Source organism: Vibrio anguillarum (genome assembly GCF_001989995.2).
GTDB classification, from domain to species: domain Bacteria; phylum Pseudomonadota; class Gammaproteobacteria; order Enterobacterales; family Vibrionaceae; genus Vibrio; species Vibrio anguillarum.
On sequence record NZ_JAHGUP010000025.1, the window covers coordinates 1 to 19,959 of the forward strand.

18 protein-coding genes are annotated in these 19,959 nt (G+C 44.2%); 7 read left to right on the forward strand and 11 right to left on the reverse strand.

Translation table 11 applies throughout. From position 1 onward, the window contains the following. Positions 1 to 115 precede the first annotated feature (115 nt). The 9 genes from PL85_RS06060 to gmhB form a co-directional block, all read right to left on the reverse strand. Positions 116 to 883, reverse strand: coding sequence for a PKD domain-containing protein (locus PL85_RS06060; RefSeq protein WP_115339609.1), 768 nt, complete (start codon positions 881 to 883; stop codon positions 116 to 118). A 22-nt stretch (positions 884 to 905) separates the two neighbouring features. After that, entirely contained in the window at positions 906 to 1,142 is a 237-nt protein-coding gene (locus PL85_RS06065) for a hypothetical protein (RefSeq protein ID WP_017044213.1), read from the reverse strand. A gap of 76 nt (positions 1,143 to 1,218) precedes the next feature. Continuing rightward, the gene (locus PL85_RS06070; protein ID WP_115339608.1) at positions 1,219 to 2,853 is read right to left on the reverse strand and encodes an ATP-binding protein; all 1,635 of its coding nucleotides are present in this window, start codon (positions 2,851 to 2,853) and stop codon (positions 1,219 to 1,221) included. After that, positions 2,844 to 3,566 carry a winged helix-turn-helix domain-containing protein gene (locus PL85_RS06075; protein ID WP_017044211.1) on the reverse strand — a complete coding sequence of 241 codons (723 nt, stop codon included), beginning with the start codon at positions 3,564 to 3,566 and terminating at the stop codon, positions 2,844 to 2,846. The genes PL85_RS06070 and PL85_RS06075 overlap by 10 nt, the downstream gene beginning before the upstream one ends. Before the next feature lie 257 nt (positions 3,567 to 3,823). Then, the gene (treC, locus tag PL85_RS06080; RefSeq protein ID WP_115339607.1) at positions 3,824 to 5,515 is read right to left on the reverse strand and encodes an alpha,alpha-phosphotrehalase; all 1,692 of its coding nucleotides are present in this window, start codon (positions 5,513 to 5,515) and stop codon (positions 3,824 to 3,826) included. 61 nt (positions 5,516 to 5,576) lie between these two features. Further along, on the reverse strand, positions 5,577 to 7,001 hold the full coding sequence (gene treB / locus PL85_RS06085) for a PTS trehalose transporter subunit IIBC (protein ID WP_064624695.1): 1,425 nt from the start codon (positions 6,999 to 7,001) through the stop codon (positions 5,577 to 5,579). Positions 7,002 to 7,168: 167 nt separating this feature from the next. Continuing rightward, positions 7,169 to 8,116 (reverse strand): trehalose operon repressor TreR, encoded by a 948-nt coding sequence (gene treR, locus PL85_RS06090; RefSeq protein ID WP_017044209.1) that lies wholly within the window; start codon positions 8,114 to 8,116, stop codon positions 7,169 to 7,171. Between the two features lie 55 nt (positions 8,117 to 8,171). Beyond that, positions 8,172 to 8,516, reverse strand: a complete 345-nt coding sequence (locus tag PL85_RS06095) for an MliC family protein (RefSeq protein ID WP_017044208.1) — start codon at positions 8,514 to 8,516, stop codon at positions 8,172 to 8,174. Between the two features lie 26 nt (positions 8,517 to 8,542). Then, entirely contained in the window at positions 8,543 to 9,094 is a 552-nt protein-coding gene (gmhB, locus tag PL85_RS06100) for a D-glycero-beta-D-manno-heptose 1,7-bisphosphate 7-phosphatase (protein ID WP_115339606.1), read from the reverse strand. Positions 9,095 to 9,291: 197 nt separating this feature from the next. On the opposite strand from gmhB, the gene metN reads away from it, so the two are divergent. Genes metN through PL85_RS06115 form a run of 3 tightly spaced genes read left to right on the forward strand, consistent with a single transcriptional unit; the run spans position 9,292 to position 11,852 of the window. Then, positions 9,292 to 10,326 carry a methionine ABC transporter ATP-binding protein MetN gene (metN, locus tag PL85_RS06105; protein WP_013857383.1) on the forward strand — a complete coding sequence of 345 codons (1,035 nt, stop codon included), beginning with the start codon at positions 9,292 to 9,294 and terminating at the stop codon, positions 10,324 to 10,326. Continuing rightward, positions 10,316 to 10,993, forward strand: coding sequence for a methionine ABC transporter permease (locus PL85_RS06110; RefSeq protein ID WP_094132052.1), 678 nt, complete (start codon positions 10,316 to 10,318; stop codon positions 10,991 to 10,993). Before metN ends, PL85_RS06110 begins: the two co-directional genes overlap by 11 nt. Before the next feature lie 49 nt (positions 10,994 to 11,042). Continuing rightward, positions 11,043 to 11,852, forward strand: coding sequence for a MetQ/NlpA family lipoprotein (locus PL85_RS06115; RefSeq protein WP_013857385.1), 810 nt, complete (start codon positions 11,043 to 11,045; stop codon positions 11,850 to 11,852). Positions 11,853 to 11,945: 93 nt separating this feature from the next. Here PL85_RS06115 and PL85_RS06120 read toward each other — a convergent pair whose 3' ends face one another. Beyond that, positions 11,946 to 12,722, reverse strand: coding sequence for a Zn-ribbon-containing protein (locus PL85_RS06120; RefSeq protein ID WP_096036174.1), 777 nt, complete (start codon positions 12,720 to 12,722; stop codon positions 11,946 to 11,948). 2 nt (positions 12,723 to 12,724) lie between these two features. Next, positions 12,725 to 13,270, reverse strand: coding sequence for a SecY-interacting protein (gene syd, locus PL85_RS06125; RefSeq protein WP_029189917.1), 546 nt, complete (start codon positions 13,268 to 13,270; stop codon positions 12,725 to 12,727). A 98-nt stretch (positions 13,271 to 13,368) separates the two neighbouring features. Here syd and queF point away from each other — a divergent pair, with 98 nt between their 5' ends. The 4 genes from queF to ppnN all read left to right on the forward strand — a co-directional run bounded on the left by queF (position 13,369) and on the right by ppnN (position 19,834). Further along, a complete protein-coding gene (queF, locus tag PL85_RS06130) occupies positions 13,369 to 14,214 on the forward strand; it encodes an NADPH-dependent 7-cyano-7-deazaguanine reductase QueF (protein WP_096036172.1) in 846 nt (281 codons plus the stop codon). Between the two features lie 14 nt (positions 14,215 to 14,228). Continuing rightward, positions 14,229 to 16,496: a tetratricopeptide repeat protein gene (locus PL85_RS06135; protein ID WP_115339605.1), complete on the forward strand. Its 2,268-nt coding sequence runs from the start codon at positions 14,229 to 14,231 to the stop codon at positions 16,494 to 16,496. Positions 16,497 to 16,605: 109 nt separating this feature from the next. Further along, on the forward strand, positions 16,606 to 18,162 hold the full coding sequence (locus PL85_RS06140) for a GGDEF domain-containing protein (protein WP_064624685.1): 1,557 nt from the start codon (positions 16,606 to 16,608) through the stop codon (positions 18,160 to 18,162). 304 nt (positions 18,163 to 18,466) lie between these two features. Continuing rightward, entirely contained in the window at positions 18,467 to 19,834 is a 1,368-nt protein-coding gene (gene ppnN, locus PL85_RS06145; protein WP_017044198.1) for a nucleotide 5'-monophosphate nucleosidase PpnN, read from the forward strand. Positions 19,835 to 19,959: the final 125 nt, after the last annotated feature.

Consider the following 19,959-nt stretch of genomic DNA (forward strand, 5'->3'; position numbering starts at 1 on the left):
CCGTCCCCCTCCACCATATTTTCTCTATTGAGAACGATAAAAAGCCAGCTTTCGAGCTGGCTTTTTCGTTTCTTTACATCATAGCTCTATAAACTGACGTCACTAAGTAGTCTAGTTAACCCTCAATATACTGAAGTAGAGCGGTAACACAGCTTTGTGCATCACTGCAATTGATACTCTCTGGCAGTTCAGTCTGCAATAAAAACCCTTGTTCCAAAGAGTGGCAAGATGAACTTTCACTTAAACAAATCGGAACTCCTTGAGCAGAAAGGGCATTTAATAACAACAAAGCCGTTTGTATATTTCCCCCAGCATTGGCGGCAAAATGTAGCTCAAACTCAGCAGCGCTATTGAGTGAGGTCAGCGCATGCTCTAATTGAGTGTCCACTTCGGTTAAAGAAACCGAATCTAAATCACTAAAGATCAGCATGCCTTGGTTCCTATCAGCATACTGCCAAGCAACGATATCAACCTGCTGCATATAGGCTCGCTGCATGCTTTGCGCGGCCGCCTGAATGATCACCTGCATTTGGTCACTGTTGCTTCTTCCACCACTGTCTTTAACTGATAATTCAAAAACATACGTGCCAGCAATCGTAGGATAAAACGCCGTTGCTTTCAGAGAATCTGCATTGATCAAAGTAAGCGATTGAGGCCCAGAAACTTGACGCCAAGACTTCGTTTTAATTTCATATATTGATAACTCAGATTTCGCAGTTCCGCTCAACGTAATACTATTTACTGGCAGTATTAACATCTGATCAGCACCAGCATTAACCGTAGGCTTAGTCAGCTTATCCGCATCTTTCAAATCATCGGCTTTACATCCCACGATAAGTGCGAGCACACTCAGGATCACGAACAACTGGTTTAACTTAAACATAATATTTTCCTGTGATTAAGCATTAGAAGAGGTAACTGGTACTGATGGAAAGAAAGGCGACTTCACTACCGTCCAAATACATTGCAGCATCTTGTTGCGCGTAATCCATCATCACATTCGATTGCGTATTGGTTTGGCTGAGCTGGTCATTTAAGCGAACCCCATCGCTGAAGGCTGAGATCCATTCCATCGGTTTAGTGGCACTGGTAGATGAGAAAAATACGCCGCTTAAAAACAGCGCTAATAATTTGGTATTCATGCTTACTCCTTGTGAGCGGTCTGATTCACCGACCCATTCAAGGTAGCATTCTCAATACAAATAAATCGTCAGCAGTTTATTGACCATTTGTATCCAGTTTGGTCACATTAGGTAAAGAAATCTGTTTCGGCCATTGCAGTTCAAAACATGCGCCCCCTAATGCTGAACCATTTACTTTTACTCTAACCTTGCCTTGATGCCAACGAGTGATCTGTTTAACAATCGCCAGCCCAAGACCATGACCTTTTTCACTATTACGCTCTTGATTATTCACTTGAGTAAAGGGCTCAAAAATACGTTCAATATCATCTGGCGCAATACCGGGGCCATCGTCTTCGACCACCAAAAAAAGTTGCCCATCAGATTCGTTCAACGAGAGATGGATCTCTTGCTGCGCAAATCGCGCGGCATTACTCAGCAAGTTTTTAACGGCCCGCAATAAAGCTCGATTATCGACAAATATCGTTTGCTGTCGCAACGAATCCAACACGCTGACACGCAATGTGAGTTGCGGGTTTTCAAGCTGGAAATGCTCCGCTTCTGCAACCAAATTGTCGGCAAAGTGGCAATAAGAAAAATGGCGAATATCTGTGATACGGTTATAGCGCGACAAAACAAGTGTCTGGTTAATCAAATGATCGAGATCTTCAATACTGGAGTGAATCACTTGGCGGTATTTTTCTTTCTGGCTTAAGGCAATGTCTTCATCCTCAAGCATTTCAAATGCAAAGCGTAAACGGTAGAGCGGTGTTCGTAAATCATGCGCCACGGCGTTGGTTAAGGTTCTTTGGCTGGCAATCAGCTTTTCGATGTTATTTGCCATATTATTAAAAGAATGACTGAGCTGAGAGACCACGGAAAGCCGAGATGTCGTCGCTCTACGAGATAATACTCCTTGACCAAATTCATTCGCCGTTTTTACCAGACGTTTCAGATCTCGCCATAAAGGATAAATCCACATAACTAAGGCCACAGAAATGGCTAAAAAAAAGAAACCACCGATAGCCGTGGTGAGCTTTAATTGGGTTTGGTAGGAAATATTGTCCTCGACGCGTAACCACGTATTCTCATCCACCGCAGCCAATAAAATCATGCTGCCTTGTTGATTGATATAACTAGTCATCTGCTCTTCATCAGCCAACAACTTACTTCGCTCGATGGGTGACAAATCTTGCTCTCGCAATAGACTTAACTCTAAAGGTATTCGGCTATTTTGCTCAGCAATACTGGTTTGCCATTGAGTACGAGGTTGGCTACGAAGATTTTCTACCGCGAGGTATAATGTACCTCTGGACTGGTTAAGCGCAGCGAGTTCTCTCGGTTCATTGATCGCGAAATAGAGCACTTTGTCACTGTTCAACACTCTTTGCAAAAGTGCCATAGGATCACCATCTTGAAAAATGATCTCGCCTTTTTGCAACGCTTGATAAACTTCTGGGGAGGAGTGGTAACTGTCTAATGCCTCTAATCGAAGTGGGTAACTGAAATGCTTAGCATAGCCGTCAATAATCGTTGTCCACTCAGCTTGAGGCGCTTGACGTAATTTTTCAGATAGAAACGTAAAGTTACTCTGATAGACAGGCTTATAAAACTCTTCAGAGATACTGCGGCTAAGATATGGGATCGGATTAAATTGCGTGGGAATACTGAGTAATAAGATCGGCAGAAACACAGCTACCCAGAGTACCCAAAAAGATCGAATCATGACCACTTCCCTTCCGATACAGCGCAGAGCTGATATCCTTTACCTCGAACCGTTTTTATCAACTTAGGTTCATTAGGATCATCTCCGAGCGCACGCCGCAAGCGTGATATACGACGATCAATTGAGCGATCTAAACCATCATATTCAAAACCACGCACATGCTGAGCGATATCATCTCTCGTGACTATGGTGCCGACATGTTGGGCGAGTAAATACAAGAGCTCAAACTCGCTGGTCGTGAGTTTTATGGGCTGCTGCTCAAGTAATACCGCTCGATGTTGCAAATTCATCCACAAGCTACCTATGCACAATTCATATTTGTCACTTTGACTTCCTCTTGCTTGCCTTCGAAGTAAGGCTCGAATACGTGACAGTAGCAAACGGGGCTTAACCTGCTTAACAACATAGTCATCGGCACCCAGTTCCAACCCCATCACCTGATCAATATCGTCGTCCAACGCCGTTTGCATTAAGATCATACCGTGGTATTGATCTCGGACAGCGCGGCAGACATCCATACCACTTTGCCCTGGTAGCATAATATCCAGAATGACTAAATCAGGTTGCTCATCCAAAATCCGATCAACGGCTTGAATCCCATCCGCAACCGTTGAGACACAAAACTCATAGTGGTTGAGAAAGTCTTTGATCAGTTCCGAGAGTTCTAAATCGTCTTCAACGAGAACCACTCGATAAGAGGGGGAGAGAGTACTGTTCATTGTGTTTCACATCCGTTTGCTAAGAACGCAAACTATAGCGGATTGTGTTTCATCTTTGTGTGACTAATTGTGACCAAGCAACAAAGTTGTGGTGTTGTTAAAACATTAAACAAATCATCAACAGCCGAACCTACCGCGTTGAATCAATAAGAGTACGAAGAAAGTACCATTGGGCCGTGACTCATAAACAGAGTCGATAAAAAAGCCCCGAAAATTCGGGGCTGAAAAATGACTGAATCTATAGGGGTAGGACTCAATCAGGATACTAAATCGAACAAAATTACGCGTGTTTCATACGGACGAAGCACTTGATGTTCCAAAACTTTGAGTGGTTTTATATCTGTATAGTTGCCTAACAGGTATTTTGCTTTCTCAATCGGTAACTCTTTTGGCAGCACGCATTCGGTGTCAACGCCATAATAGTTATTGATACAGATCAGCACCTGTTTCGCGTTGCGTCGCTGGTAGGCAAAAATCTCTTTATGATCGGGGAGCAAATCGGTGTAATCACCATCGGTAATTACACCGATTTTTTTGCGCAGCGCTATCAACTCTTGGTAGAAATAGAAAACCGATTGCTCATCAGCTAACGCGCATTGTGCATTCAATTCTTGATAGTTTTCTGCGATATCTAACCAAGGCTTACCTTGGCTAAAACCAGCAAAGCGCTCTGCATTCCACTGCATTGGCGTGCGAGAATTGTCACGGGATTTTTGTGCAAGAATGGCCATCATGGCTTCATGACTTACTCCTTGCTGGTTCACCATGATGTCGTAAATGTTAGTACTTTCCACATCTCGGTACTGTTCAATAGCGGTGTAGCCGGGATTGGTCATGCCTATTTCTTCACCTTGATAAACATAAGGCGTGCCTTGCATCATATGAATCGATGCTGCCAACATTTTTGCCGACTCAATACGATAACGTTGATCATCCCCTAAACGGCTCACGATGCGAGGTTGATCATGGTTACACCAAAAAAGTGCTCCCCACCCTTTACCATTTAAACCCGTTTGCCAATGGTTGAAAATCTGCTTCAATTGCAAGAAATCAAATGGCGCTTTCGTCCATTTTTCACCGTTCGGATAATCCACTTTTAAATGATGGAAGTTAAACACCATCGAAAGTTCTTTGCCATCCAAGCTTGAATATTGCTGGCAATGCTCAAGCGTTGTTGAGGACATTTCCCCCACAGTGACACTGCCGTATTGTTGGAAAACCGCTTGGCTGATCTCTTGTAAGAATTCATGCACGCGCGGGCCATCGGTATAAAAACGGCGGCCATCACCTTGGTGATCATCACTGAAATCCTGTGCTTTTGAGATTAAATTGATCACATCGAGACGAAAGCCATCCACCCCTTTTTCAGCCCAGAAACGAATCACCTGCTTCACTTCTTCACGAACTTGAGAATTTTCCCAATTTAGATCCGCCTGCTCTTTGGCAAATAGGTGCAGATAATATTGCCCTGTTGCGTCATCTAACGCCCATGCACTACCACCAAACTTTGACTGCCAATTATTTGGAGCCTGACCATTAACAGGGTCTTGCCAAATATAATAGTCACGATACGGGCTTGATTTATCACCCAACGCCGACTGAAACCAAGCGTGCTCGGTTGAGGTGTGGTTAACCACAATATCCATAATAATGCGGATACCTCTTTGATGAGCTTGAGCCAGCAGTTCATCAAAATCTTGCATGCTACCAAATTGAGGGTTTACGCCGTAATAATCTGAGATGTCATAACCGTTATCGATCATCGGAGACGAGTAAATCGGCGTCAGCCAAATGGCATCAATTCCCAAGCGGTGCAAGTAATCCAGTTTGGAGATGATCCCTTTGATATCTCCCGTTCCTTTAGCGCCGCTATCACAAAAACTTTTGGGATAAATCTGATAGATGGTGGCCGTTTTCCACCACTGACTATCGCTCTTGGTTATAACCATATTGACAACTCACTTACCAAAATAAAAATGAGTGGTGAAAACTCACCACTCGAATGAAAGGTTATGCACTTGCTGGCTCTAGTTCGCCTTTAGCTTGAGCTCGTTTGTATAAAAACAGAGTAAGCAGAATTGGGACGGCCATCGCCACCAGCATCGCGATGCCGTAAATACCCCAGTATTGTGGTTGAATCGAAAGAATACCTGGTAAACCACCCACACCGATGCCATTCGCCATCACCCCTGCACTACCACAAATTGCGGCTGCAGCAGCACTACCAATCATGGCGCTTAGCATTGGGAACTTGTACTTTAAGTTGACACCATACATCGCTGGCTCTGTCACACCCAAATAAGCCGAAATAGCCGCAGGAACAGAGATGTCTCGCTCACCGTGTTTTTTACTGATAAAGATGATACCGACGACCGCAGACGCTTGAGCAATATTTGACAGTGCAATCAGTGGCCAAATTGGCGTACCACCCATTTCTTGCATCAACTGCAGATCCACCGCGTTGGTGGTGTGGTGAATCCCGGTAATGACCAGTGGCGCATACAAGAAACCGAACACCATTGAACCGATAACCGCAAAATCGCCAGTCATTGCAGCTTTAGCCGCAAACGCGACGCCATCGCCCAATACGCGACCAAATGGACCAATTAAAGCGTGGGCCAAAATAACGGACAATATGATAGAGATAAATGGCACAACAACGAGGTAAAGATAAGAAGGGATGATGCGCTTTAAGTTTGTCTCAATAAACGCCAGAGCAACACCCGCCAACATCGCAGGAATCACCTGAGCTTGATAGCCGACTTTCTCTATCACAAACAAGCCAAAATCCCACACTTCGGGCATCTGCTTACCGATCAGATAAGCATTCATTAATTGAGGCGAAACCAGAGTCACACCCAAAGTAATACCCAGTATCGGTGTTCCACCCAACTTTTTCACCGTTGACCAACAAACACCAACCGGTAGGAAGAAGAAAATAGCCTCGCCAATTAACCATAAGAAAGAATGAACCGTGGCCCAAAATTGGCTAATTTCAACCAAAGTTTTTCCATCGAACATGCGAATGTCGCCAATGACATTACGAAAACCGAGGATTAAACCGCCGGTGATGATCGCTGGCAGCAAAGGAACAAAGATTTCCGCAAGATGCGAAATGCCACGTTCTAAAAAGTTCATGTTTTGGCGAGCGGCTTTCTTCGCTTCATCTTTAGAAACGGCTTCTTTGCCTGAAAGCCCGATTAAAATGGCGTAAACTTCGTCCACCTCAGTACCAATCACAACTTGAAACTGCCCAGCATTGGTAAAACACCCTTTAACCATGCTCAGCTGTTCTAGTCCTTTTTTATCCGCCTTGTCGGTATCATTTAAAACAAAGCGTAAACGAGTCAAACAGTGACTCACACTGGCGATGTTCTCTTTACCACCTACCAGCTCGATAAGACGTATCACGTCTTGCTTCGCTATCTTGGCCATACTTTTGCCCACCCTATATTGGAATACTGTCTATTTTTCTTTTTAATGGGAACATTCCCACCTACAAGTGCAATATTGACATAAATAATAAAAGGTAAAAATGGGAACAATCCCATTAATTGAATAAGATCACAGACTAATTGTAATTCACTTTAAGAAATAAGGAGTTAGCTTGTTAGCGGTTGTTGAGTGATGTGTGCAGGGTTCATTTCATTATTAAGCTGTAAAATCAATAAATTAGCTGCTTTTTCTCCCGCTTGAGCATAGCCAGGATCAATACTGTAAATATTAGGGAAAAGAAAAGAGAGCAGCTCATTACCACCCACACCAGTGACGGCAATATCATCTCGGCCCAATTCTTGGAGACGTTTAATCACGCCAAGCGCCAGAGTATCACTGGCACACACAATCGCTTGAGTCTGCTCATTCAGCACATCATCAACCAGTTGATAGGCACTTTCATGATGCAAACGTCCAGTGCGATAATTGGGAGTGCATCCACTTTGTTTGCACCAATCTAAGTACGAATCTAAACGTAATTTACCTGTCGTTTTATCGCTAGGATCGACCCCAATGTAGGAAATATGAACTCGATTTTTCGAAGTCAAATGAGCAAGCGCGCCTTGAATAACACCATAATTGTCATAGTTAATCGATGAGACTTTATCGGCATCCATCGCAATCACAACCGCTCGCGATGCCCATAGGTTGAGTTGTGTGATATCGAGATCGGTAAAACCAAATACAATTACACCATCCACATTACGCTTATGTAAAACCTCAAGGTGCTCGTTCGTTTTAGTGCGATCAAACTGGCTTTCCATAATCACCACATCGTACCCATTTTGATACAACACCTGTAGCATTCGCCCCACGGCACGGTTTTCAGACGGTGACTCAAGGCGTGAGATAATCACGCCAATCACTTTTTCACTGCCACCACGCATTAACTGAGCCGATTTCAATGGCACATACCCAGAATCTTGGATAACGCGTTCCACTTTTGCTCGTGTTTCAGGCTTCACTTTTGGGTCGTTCGTCAATACACGAGAAACCGTCGATTTACCAACACCAGACAGTTTTGCAATATCCAAGATAGTCAGTTTTCTGCTCATGCGAACCTATAGCGTAAATAAAAATGGAAGATAGCATGCGCTTATCTTAAATGAATTATTGAGTGGTACAGCCTTGATAAGTCGTTGATCCCACTTCGAGCAAAGCTTCATCGCCTTTCGTATGTAAAAGCACGGTTTGAGGCTGAGTTTGCTCGCTATCGTCGATCACATACTTTGCGCCAGAGGCGGCTGGAATTTGTATTAATGTATATTCGCGATCGGCAATACGGAGAACGGCTGACTGTTGCTCAATATACGCAACATCAAAATGCTCACCAGAACGGCATTGATAATGCTGGAACAGGTTCTCACTTTCAACGCGCGAATCGTTCGCGTAGTGTGGTGAGCATGCCGCTAAAAAACCAACACTGAATCCAACAAAAAGAAATGATTTATTCATATTGCCTTCCACAAAGGGGGGAATTTTTACTGTGCAAGAAAAGCAGGGACATCGCGAATACTATCAAGTACCACGGTGGCGAGTAATTCACCTTGCTCAGTAACGGGTTTACCGGTACGCACTAACACACGAGTACCAACACCTGCGGCTTGTGCAGCCATCATATCTTCAGCTTTATCGCCTATCATCACGGATTTTTCCATATCGATATAAAGAAAGTCCCGTGCGGAGATAAACATACCAGGCTTTGGTTTGCGGCAATCACACTCTTCTTTATACTTACCTTCACCGTGCTCAGCATGGTGCGGGCAGTAATAAATACCATCAAACTCGACACCGTGATCGGCAAAATTCCAGTCCATCCATTGCGTTAAAGATAAAAAGCGCTCTTCACTAAATTTCCCACGAGCGATACCTGATTGGTTGGTTACCAAAACCAGCAAATACCCCATGTCTTGAAACTTCTTAGTGGCTTCAAATACACCATCAATAAACTCAAAATCATGCTCATCATGAACATAGCCATGGTCAACGTTGATCACGCCATCGCGATCTAAAAACACTGCAGGTTTAGCCAAAATAACTCTCTCATATCACGCCAGATATGATGATTATTACACGCTTTATTTTTTTCATCACTACCTAATTCACCAAAGCGTTTAGACGTCTAGACGTAAAAATATCTATTGACTTAAATCAAGTTAAGCCATAGCATCGTCCAACAAGTGAGAGAGAGTTCAACATTTTATTCTGTTATCCCTGCACAGGTTTTCCGATGATTCAAATTAATCAAGTAAATAAAGTTTTCTATCAAGGCAATAAGGAAATTCATGCTTTGAAAGAGATTAATCTTCACATTAAGCAAGGCACTATTTTTGGTGTAATTGGCTCGTCAGGTGCAGGGAAAAGTACGCTGATTCGCTGTGTCAACATGCTAGAAGCTCCAACAACAGGTTCGGTTGTGGTTGATGGCGTTGATTTAACTCAACTGAGCAAATCAGAACTCAGCCAAGCTCGTCGCAACATTGGCATGATCTTTCAACACTTCAATTTGCTTTCATCACGTACGGTATTTGACAACGTTGCTCTGCCACTTGAACTGGCTGGTGTCGAAAAAAATAGCATTGAAAAGAAAGTGTCAGAGCTGCTGCAACTGGTCGGCCTGACGGATAAGCGCGAAACTTATCCTGCAAATCTGAGTGGTGGTCAAAAGCAACGTGTTGCAATAGCGCGAGCACTCGCCTCTGATCCCAAAGTATTGCTGTGTGACGAAGCCACCAGTGCGCTTGATCCTGCGACGACTCAATCGATTTTAGAGCTATTGAAAGAGATCAACCGCACACTCAATATCACCATTTTGCTAATTACTCACGAAATGGATGTGGTAAAAAGTATTTGCCACGAAGTGGCCATTATTGGCGACGGTGAACTGGTTGAAAAAGGCACAGTTGGCGAGATTTTTGCTCACCCTAAAACCGCCTTGGCCCATCAATTTATTCGCTCAACACTCGATTTATCAATTCCGGAAGATTACCAAGCTCGCCTGCAAGCCACTCGCGTAAAAGGTAGCTACCCACTGGTGCGATTAGAGTTTACAGGCGCAACGGTTGATGCTCCCTTGATGACACAAATTGCCCGTAAATTTAATATTGATGTCAGTATATTAAGTTCTGACCTTGATTACGCTGGTGGCGTTAAATTCGGCATGATGGTCGCTGAACTGTTTGGTAATGAGTCGGACGATACGGCTGCTCTTGAATTTCTTCGCGAAAACAACGTAAAAGTAGAGGTACTTGGTTATGTCCTTTAACACCATCACCGCTTGGTTAAACCTGAATGGCGATCTTCTACTGATAGCAACCTGGCAAACACTCTACATGGTCGCTGTCGCGGGCATCGTCGGTTTCGTGGTTGGTATTCCACTAGGGGTTATTTTACATACCACCAAAAAAGGCGGCCTTCTCGAAAACACTCAGCTGAACCGCATTCTTGGTGCCATCGTCAACATTGGTCGCTCTGTGCCATTTTTGGTGCTTATGGTGGCCATTATTCCGGTGACAAAACTGCTTGTCGGTACGTTTATTGGCACCACGGCGGCCATTGTGCCGCTGACGATTGGCGCAATTCCATTTGTCGCTCGTTTAATTGAAAGTGCATTGCTGGAAGTGCCCACTGGTTTGGTCGAAGCTGCGCAGTCAATGGGGGCTACGCCGATCCAAATTATTCGTAAAGTGTTGCTTCCTGAAGCGCTACCAACCATTGTCAACTCAGTCACCATCACTATGGTCACTCTAGTAAGTTACTCTGCCATGGCCGGAACCGTTGGCGGCGGTGGCTTGGGCGATGTCGCTATTCGTTACGGCTTTCATCGCTACGACTTAGGCATCATGACGGTCACCGTGGTGATGTTGATTGTCTTAGTACAAATTATTCAATCGATTGGCGATAAGTTTGTCCGCCGTGTCGACCACCGTTAAATCACAATAAAGTTAAAACACAGATTCGTTTTATAACAAGGAGTTAATCATGAAATTTAGCCTTAAAGCTCTACTTACCCTCGCCGTTAGCGCTTCAGCACTCGTGCTGGCAGGCTGTGGTGAAAAAGCGGTCGACAACAATAAAATCAAAGTGGGTGTCATTGCCGGTGCTGAAGCACAAGTTGCTGAAGTTGCAGCAAAAATTGCAAAAGAAAAATACAACCTAGATGTAGAACTCGTAACGTTTACCGACTATGTTACCCCTAATGCGGCACTGGATGATGGTTCGATTGATATCAATGCATTCCAACACAAGCCATACCTTGATCAACAGATCGCTGACCGCGGTTACAAATTAGCGATTGCAGGTAACACCTTTGTTTACCCGATTGCTGGCTATTCAAAACAAGTGAAATCGGTTGATGAGATTCAAGATGGCTCTCGTATTGCGGTACCTAACGATCCAACCAACCTTGGTCGCTCTTTACTGCTGCTAGAACAGCAAGGCCTTATTACTCTACGTGACGGAGCAGGCCTACTGGCAACGGTACGTGATGTGGTCGCCAACCCAAAAAACATCACTATTGTTGAGTTAGATGCCGCGCAACTGCCTCGTTCACTTGACGACGTTACGCTCTCGATCATCAACACGACCTACGCCAGCTCAATCAATCTAACGCCTGAAAAAGATGGTGTGTTCGTTGAAGATAAAGAGTCACCTTATGTCAATATCATTGTTTCTCGTGCAGAAAATCTGAATGCTGAAAACGTGACTAACTTTGTTAAAGCCTACCAAACAGAAGAAGTGTACCAAGCCGCTTCAAAAATTTTTGACGGTGGTGCAGTAAAAGGCTGGTAATTAATAAACCTATTACCTGTGCAAAAAGCCTATAAAAACAGAAAAGCCGATACGCGATGTATCGGCTTTTTCGTATCAACAACACGCACCTGTTTACTTAATATGATCCCAAGACATATTGGACACAATACGGCATGGGTCGCATTTAAAATGGAAAATGTCGTGCAGCTGTTCATCGAGTAGCCACTCTCCCCCACATTTCGGGCATTTTCTGGCTTGTTCGTCCGCTAGGCTCTGGCCGCCAACTCGATACTGATAGTAATAAGTAGGGACGTGGGTCAAAAACTCAATTCGTCCTCGTAAATCCCATCCTCTAATAAACAGCACACTGTCCACATCGCAAATCTCGTGCAGTGCAGCGTGTTCTGCTCGGCAACCACCCGCCATCTGAAGTTCATCACACGCCTGCCACTCTGTTTGCCATTTGATCACTGCTTTATGATCGCCATTTAAGGTCGCAGAATTACGATATAAAGGGATCGGCAGCAATGTGTCACCACTGCGCAGCGGAGAACAAGTGTGTACATAAGTGGTGTAAAGTATCTGCCAGCTAGGCAAAACATCATCAGCGGCTTGCTCGGAATTAAGATCGCGCCCCAACAAACGGGCTTTCGGAGCCAGCAAACTAGCCTCCGTCAAGCGACTCAGGCACACCCTAACAAAATCAGAGTGATACTTAGGGTGTAAGCTTTCTTGCTCTGGGCAAACCACCCGCACAAAGAACTCGCCCTCTCCCATCACGATGGGGAATTCACGCCCAAGCACTTGACCGTTATAGCGTAAAGCATCCATTAGGCCATTAATCGCTTTGTCTACCGCCGAGATGGTCGTGTTATCAAAACACTCAAACTGCAATTCAACCACGTACATCGTTACACCACAGGTTCTAAATTAGCGAAAAACTCGGCCACACTTTCGGCCAGCACGTCGCGTTTATCGGTACCTAAACGTTCTAATAACACATGGCCAGAAAGGTTACAGATCGAAATTACATCCATCTCCGCATCGGTTGCACCAATAAACACGGTTGGTTTGAGTTTTAGTCGGCGCTGAGTCACCAAATGACCGAGGATATTTTCCTGCAAACGAACAAAATCATCCTCACTCCACACTTGCAATAGAGCGAGCTCGTTGCCTTGCCATTTAGCGGGCATGTCCGCACAAAACTGTACGCCATAAAAGGCTTTAATATCAGAATGTAGAGTCAATTCAATCGCTGCTTCTACGTTAGAAAAATCAGCTGCAACCGATCTGACGACGGGCTTCCACAGCACACTGTCTTGGTCGTTCATCACTGCGCAAGGGGAATCTAACTCAGCCAACTCATCATTACGAGGAGACTCGCCATGCTTTGTTTGGTAAGCGTCAAGATAACGTTGAGTAAATGAAAGTAAGGCTTGCTCGGCAGTTTGTGCCATGAAGTGCTCCAAAATTGATGAGTCGCTGCCTTGTGTGATGACAGCAACCCTAGGATTGCGTAAAATTCTGCTTATTCTAATCGAATTGACGTGAAAGTATGAGCAAATATTCCGATGCCAAAGCGCTGGCAGGGTTAACCCTTGGCAAAAAAACCGACTACGCCAAACAATACGATCCAAGCTTACTGCAACCTGTCCCTCGTAGCTTAAACCGTGATGATCTGCATTTGGGGGATAGCTTACCGTTTAAAGGCTGTGACATTTGGACTTTGTACGAGCTCTCTTGGCTCAATGAAAAAGGGTTACCACAAGTGGCAATTGGCGAGGTTTCTATCCCTGCGACAAGTGCTAGTTTGATTGAATCTAAATCCTTTAAGCTCTACCTCAATAGCTATAACCAAAGCAAAGTAGCCAGTTGGGATGAAGTAACGCAGCGCTTAACCAACGATTTATCGGCCTGTGCCGGCGCGCCAGTCAGTGTCACTCTCAACCCGGTGAGCGATTACACTGGCCAAGCAATTGTGACTATGCAAGGTGAATGCATTGATGGACAAGATATTGAGATTGAAAGTTACCAATTTGATGCCAGCTTACTGAAAAGTGCCGCGCGTGGTGAGCAAGTCAATGAAACACTGCACAGCCATTTACTGAAATCGAACTGTTTAATCACCAATCAACCCGACTGGGGCAGCGTCGAAATTCATTATCAAGGTCCACAAATTGATCGAGAAGCACTGTTACGTTATCTCGTCTCATTTCGTGAACATAATGAGTTCCACGAACAGTGTGTAGAGCGCATCTTCACCGACATTATGCAATACTGCCAACCGACACAGTTAACAGTATACGCTCGATACACTCGCCGCGGCGGTTTGGATATCAACCCATTTCGCTCAACCGAACAAGAACGGCCAACACATAACCAACGTATGGCCCGTCAATAAGGATTAGCATTAGGATGATCAACGTGCGCTGGACACTTTTGCTCAGTTTAACTCTGGCTCTGTTTTCATTGGCTTCACAAGCCACTATCTACTCGTCGCCAATGTTAAATGAAGCCAATGGGTTGATTGATATCTCACCGAATCAAGCCAAAACCCTAGCCACTGAGTATCTGACTCAGCGCAAGTTGGCCGAAAAATCAGAAAAATCATCATCAGTGATGGCGCGCGATGAAAGCGACAGTCGGATTAGAACACCGGGCAGCAGCGTTGATGCGTTAAAGATTTTAGCCAAAGCAGAGTTCCAGTTGCACAATATGGATGCCGCACTGGCCGCGTTAAAACTTGCTGAAGAGCTCACGCAACACTATCAATTACCTTATTTAGCCACGGATGTACAAATACTCAAAACTCGCCTAATTTGGCTCAATAATAATGATGCAAGCGCCGCTCGGCAGGCGCTACGCGCGATCAGCATTCAATATGATGCCATCAAAAATGCGGATCAAGTGGCAAAAGGTCTCGATTATAAAATTACCCTGCTCAAAGCAGAAATTGCCTCAAAAGCCAATGATATCGAACTGGCCAATAAGCTTTTTGCTGACCTAAAGCCTTACATTGATTCGATCTCCTCACCGAAAACCGTGATTGAATATCAGATTGTTATTGGTCAACATTTTCTCACTCATGGCTTTTACAATCGTGCTTTATCTGAGTTGCTAGTTGCCTATTGGGGCGCGATTGAAAACAACTCAAGCGCCCTACTCGCTAAAACCAATACCTTACTGGCTCAGCTTTTTTTTGAAAGAAAAGTGCTCGATAAGGCTTTAGAGCATTTGTCTCAAGCCGCCGATTTTTATGACGGCTATAACAAGTCGCCAGCCTTGGCTGATGTATTGCAACGTATGGGCGATGTCTATTACCAGCAAGGTAAATACAATCTAGCGCTCGTTCACTACTTCAACGTGATCGATCACGAAACGAGCCGCAATGATCTGGAAAAAGTCATTGAAGTGCGTATTAGTTTGGCGGCGACCTATCTTAATCTCTATAACTACCCATTAACTGACCAATATCTCACTCGCGCTGAAGACTTGCTTGAGCTGAAAGATTATCCTCGTTTAAAGGCACAGGCTTACTTACTGCATTCAGGATTAGCCTTTCACCAAAAACAAGCCGATGTGGTCATCAGCAACGCTCAACACGCCTTAAGCGTTGCTAAAACGATGCAAGATGAAGAGATTGAAGAGCATGCCTATCGGTTACTGGCCTTGGGTTATGAGCAAAACGGTCAGTACGCACAGGCCTTAGAGAACATAAAACGCAGCAATGCACTATCGCAAATACGCCAAGAAAAACTCAATCAGATCAGTGAAGATGCTTTTCGTCAACAAAAAGAGTTTGTAGAACAAACCCTACATCTGGTTGGGCAAGAAAAAGCGCTGCTCAAAACTCAAGAAGAGTATAATAAATTCAAAAAGATAGCCTTTATTCTGTTTATCATCTCCATCATTTTATTTTTACTGCTACTGCGTAGAGGCTACCTTATCCAGTTGCAAAATGAAGAAATCGATGAACTCAACAGCACGCTCTTTACCCATTCTCGCTCTCGCTTGCGTAACTTGCGCATGCTCAATGCTAAGCTTCCTTCAGCGATGCAAAAAAGCAGCCGTCATTTTGAGCCGTGGTATATTGGTGAACTCATCCACGAGCCACTGAGTGATCGCCTCCGCTTTGTGATGATTGATATTCCCTTTCTGCGCAACATGTACTTAGAACATGGCTATTCAGCTGGCTTAGAATTGGAGCATCAATTTGGTCAGTTTTTAAAATCGAAAATCAAAGAACCAAATCGGATTTATCACTTTTCAGATTCCAATCTGCTCTATATCGAACCGAATGCCGAGCGCAATACACCGCCTGAAATCGCATTCGATCAAATTCAGCAATGGATAGATGAATTTCAACCTGAACGTCGCTTAAACCGTACAATACGGATGGGCATCGCCGACTACCCCTTTTTGCCAAGAGCTTATATGGCGATTAATGATAAAGAGCTGCTCGATATTCTGCTGATGGCAACCAACACGGCTCGTGAGCTAAGCATGAGAGAAGGAGCAAGCCATTGGGTCTACTTAAAAGCGATCGATAACGCTCCAGCCGCTAGTTTTGCCTCCAACAATATTCGCAAATCATGCAAGCACGCCATCAATCAAGGGTTGATAAAAGTGCATTCTTCTTATAAGAATGAGGAGAGCATCAAAAAACTCCTAAAAGATGGGTAATTACTCGGCATTCAATGTGTTAAAGCAGTGACGTGGGCAATTAATTTGTTATTATCGATAAATCAATTAATAGGATCCTAACGATCCTCGCAGTTTAGTTTAGTTGTACATGGGCGCTCTCGAACAGGATATTCAAACACAGTTACAGCAGCTGAAAACTCAGTTGGAACAGGTTCGTTTGACACACAGGGACACTTCGTTCAAATTTAAACGAGAACATACTGTCCTAAAACGGATCGTCGCATCATTAAGCTTGGCGTGTCAGGGTAATGATCATCAGCTAAATATTAATTTATCGGATCTTCGTGAAGCTCTAGAACAACAAAAAGACGTAAGCACGCTCATACCTCGCTTAGCCGTATTGGAGCGCATGTTGAAGCAACAAACTTTGGTTATGGAAAAAGAAAACTCTCATTTGGACTCTCAAATCAAACATTGTGGAGAAACATTACTTCGCGTTGCTGGCCTACCCGCCAAACTTAAGCGTGATTTGCGTGATCTGCTCAGTTTTTCAGAAGCTCAGCCTAAAGCCGAACAAGCGATTCAACTGCTTGGGATTTATGAACGTGCAATCAAAATAATAACAGCGAATCCGAATACGGCCATCAGCGAGCTGCATGTCGCGGATAGAGAGCTATTGACCAAGCTATCCGATGAACTGCAACACCTGATCACTGAATTGGATTTTGAAGGTGAATCAGGGGAACTACTGGTAGATATTCGTGCCAAGCTGTTGATTGGCGTATCGACATCAACGCTCTTAGAGTTGACGTTAGAGATTCTAAAACTGGTGATTGATGGCACCAACAGTGAGCGCAAAACATCTGAGAAGTTTTTAGAACAGGTCAACTCATCACTCACAAAACACATTAAAAGTAGCACTCACAACGCAGACCAAAGCCAGAGTTACTTTGAACATCGCCAAGAGATGAATGCTGAACTCGCCGCTTTGATTACCCAAAGCCAAACCCTAATCAAAGATTCTGTGGCGATTGACGATCTTAAGCTCTCCGTTTCACCTATATTATGCGAAATGGCGTCACTTTCTGAACGCTTAAGTCATGCAGAGCAACGCGAGCAGGCACTGATTGAACGCTTAAATTATGGCAAAAATCAAATGGAAGCTCTGTTTGAGCTCACCCAAGATTATCGCCGTCGATTGGAAGATCAGTCTCAGCGCTTGCTGCTTGATCCACTGACAAAAGTCTATAATCGCACCGCCTTTAATGACCACCTTGAGCTGGAATATCGGCGCTGGATAAGAGCTCAACACACTTTCCGAATCGTAATCTTTGATATTGATAAGTTCAAAACTATCAACGATAGCTTTGGCTATACGGCAGGTGATAAAGCCCTTAAAATTATTGCCCGCACCATATCCAAAGAAGCATCCGATACGGATACCGTGGCACGTTTCTCTGGTGAAGAATTTATCATTTTACTTCCCGATCAAGAAGATAATCACTGTTTCAAGCTAGTGCAAAATATTCAACGTAATGTGTCTAAACTGCCTTTCAAGTTCAGAGACAAGAGTATTACGATTACACTTTCAGCCGCGAGTACCTGTTTTAAAGACTCCGATACGCCAGAGGAAGTACTTGAACGTTTACGCCGCTCGTTACTAGAAGCCAAGAGTTTCGGTCCTAACCAAGTGGTTTGGAAATAAACACAAGTCCAGATCGGATAATGTAGACAAAAGAAATCCATTCAAATAGCGGCCTTAACTGGTCGCTATTTGAACAAAACCAAACTAAAGCGTGCTGAACATCACACTCTGCTTGCATAAACATTTCCTAACAATCGAGAAAAGAACTAGATTGATACTGTAATTTCAATCAGTTATATCGTCCTATCGCACATCCGTCACTAAACGAACCATGACCTATACTCCATACTAAGCGGGTATATATAAAAACCAACTTTAGTCGTAGCGTGGACATTTTCCTTACTTCTCAACTAAGGAGGCCAGTATGATTACTCATATCAGCCCTACAGGCAGCATGGATCTGCTTTCTCAACTTGAAGTTGAGCGTCTAAAAAAGACCGCGTCGAGCGATCTATATCAACTGTATCGCAACTGTACTTTGGCGGTACTTAACTCTGGTAGCCATACGGATAACTCAAAAGAACTTCTTGAAAAATATAAATCTTTTGATGTCACTGTCATGCGCCGTGAACGCGGTATCAAGCTAGAGTTGACGAATCCACCAGAACATGCCTTTGTTGATGGACAGATCATTAAAGGAATTCAAGAACATCTGTTTTCGGTCCTACGCGATATCGTTTATGTCAACATGCATCTGGCGGATAATCAGCGCCTAAATCTTACCAATGCCATTCACATCACCAACTTAGTGTTTGGTATTTTGCGTAATGCCAGTGCCTTGGTTCCCGGTCTTGAACCTAACTTAGTGGTTTGTTGGGGTGGACACTCTATCAACCCTACTGAGTACCAATATACGCGGGAAGTGGGCCATGAACTGGGTTTGCGTGAACTGAACATTTGTACAGGCTGCGGACCAGGCGCTATGGAGGGGCCAATGAAAGGGGCCGCCATTGGACACGCTAAACAGCGCTATACCGCACAACGCTATCTTGGCTTAACCGAACCATCGATCATTGCCGCCGAGCCACCAAATCCGATTGTGAACGAATTGGTGATTATGCCGGATATTGAAAAACGCCTAGAAGCTTTTGTGCGAATGGCGCACGGCATCATTATTTTCCCCGGTGGAGCAGGAACAGCGGAAGAACTGCTGTACATTTTGGGTATCATGATGCACCCAGATAACGCAAGCCAACCAATGCCAATTGTACTGACTGGTCCAAAAGAGAGCGAAGCCTACTTCCGTTCAATCGACACATTCATTGCCGAAACATTAGGTGAAAAAGCACGCCAGCATTATCAAATCGTCATTGATGATCCAGAAAAAGCGGCGCGTATCATGAGCCAAGCGATGCCGCTGGTTCGTCAGCATCGTAAAGATAGTGGTGATGCTTATAGTTTCAACTGGTCCCTCAAAATCGAGCCTGAGTTCCAACTGCCTTTTGAACCGACTCACGACAGTATGGCCAACTTGGATTTACACCTAAACCAAAAACCAGAAGTACTCGCTGCTAACTTGCGTCGCGCCTTCTCTGGCATTGTCGCTGGTAATGTGAAAGCGGAAGGCATTCGAGAAATTGAACGTCACGGCCCATTCATCATTGATGGCGATGCCCAATTGATGAAAAAAATGGATCTATTGCTAAAAGACTTCGTTGCACAACACCGAATGAAGCTGCCCGGCGGCAGTGCTTATGAACCTTGCTATAAAATTGCAACCAATAACCATTAACCATTAACCATTAACCATTAACCATTAACCATTAAAGGCAAAAATAACTTATGCCGGGGATGAGTGGCAATATTAAGTGAGATCATTACAATAAGGGCTTATTAAGCCCTTATTTTTTGGTCGTT

Bases quoted from the DNA above. Each gene is read 5' to 3' on its own strand.
- PL85_RS06060 (WP_115339609.1), bottom strand. From the start codon at position 883: ATGTTTAAGTTAAACCAGTTGTTCGTGATCCTGAGTGTGCTCGCACTT.
- PL85_RS06065 (WP_017044213.1), bottom strand. From the start codon at position 1,142: ATGAATACCAAATTATTAGCGCTGTTTTTAAGCGGCGTATTTTTCTCA.
- PL85_RS06075 (WP_017044211.1), bottom strand. From the start codon at position 3,566: ATGAACAGTACTCTCTCCCCCTCTTATCGAGTGGTTCTCGTTGAAGAC.
- treC (WP_115339607.1), bottom strand. From the start codon at position 5,515: ATGGTTATAACCAAGAGCGATAGTCAGTGGTGGAAAACGGCCACCATC.
- treB (WP_064624695.1), bottom strand. From the start codon at position 7,001: ATGGCCAAGATAGCGAAGCAAGACGTGATACGTCTTATCGAGCTGGTA.
- treR (WP_017044209.1), bottom strand. From the start codon at position 8,116: ATGAGCAGAAAACTGACTATCTTGGATATTGCAAAACTGTCTGGTGTT.
- PL85_RS06095 (WP_017044208.1), bottom strand. From the start codon at position 8,516: ATGAATAAATCATTTCTTTTTGTTGGATTCAGTGTTGGTTTTTTAGCG.
- metN (WP_013857383.1), top strand. From the start codon at position 9,292: ATGATTCAAATTAATCAAGTAAATAAAGTTTTCTATCAAGGCAATAAG.
- PL85_RS06110 (WP_094132052.1), top strand. From the start codon at position 10,316: ATGTCCTTTAACACCATCACCGCTTGGTTAAACCTGAATGGCGATCTT.
- PL85_RS06115 (WP_013857385.1), top strand. From the start codon at position 11,043: ATGAAATTTAGCCTTAAAGCTCTACTTACCCTCGCCGTTAGCGCTTCA.
- PL85_RS06120 (WP_096036174.1), bottom strand. From the start codon at position 12,722: ATGTACGTGGTTGAATTGCAGTTTGAGTGTTTTGATAACACGACCATC.
- syd (WP_029189917.1), bottom strand. From the start codon at position 13,270: ATGGCACAAACTGCCGAGCAAGCCTTACTTTCATTTACTCAACGTTAT.
- queF (WP_096036172.1), top strand. From the start codon at position 13,369: ATGAGCAAATATTCCGATGCCAAAGCGCTGGCAGGGTTAACCCTTGGC.
- PL85_RS06135 (WP_115339605.1), top strand. From the start codon at position 14,229: ATGATCAACGTGCGCTGGACACTTTTGCTCAGTTTAACTCTGGCTCTG.
- PL85_RS06140 (WP_064624685.1), top strand. From the start codon at position 16,606: ATGGGCGCTCTCGAACAGGATATTCAAACACAGTTACAGCAGCTGAAA.
- ppnN (WP_017044198.1), top strand. From the start codon at position 18,467: ATGATTACTCATATCAGCCCTACAGGCAGCATGGATCTGCTTTCTCAA.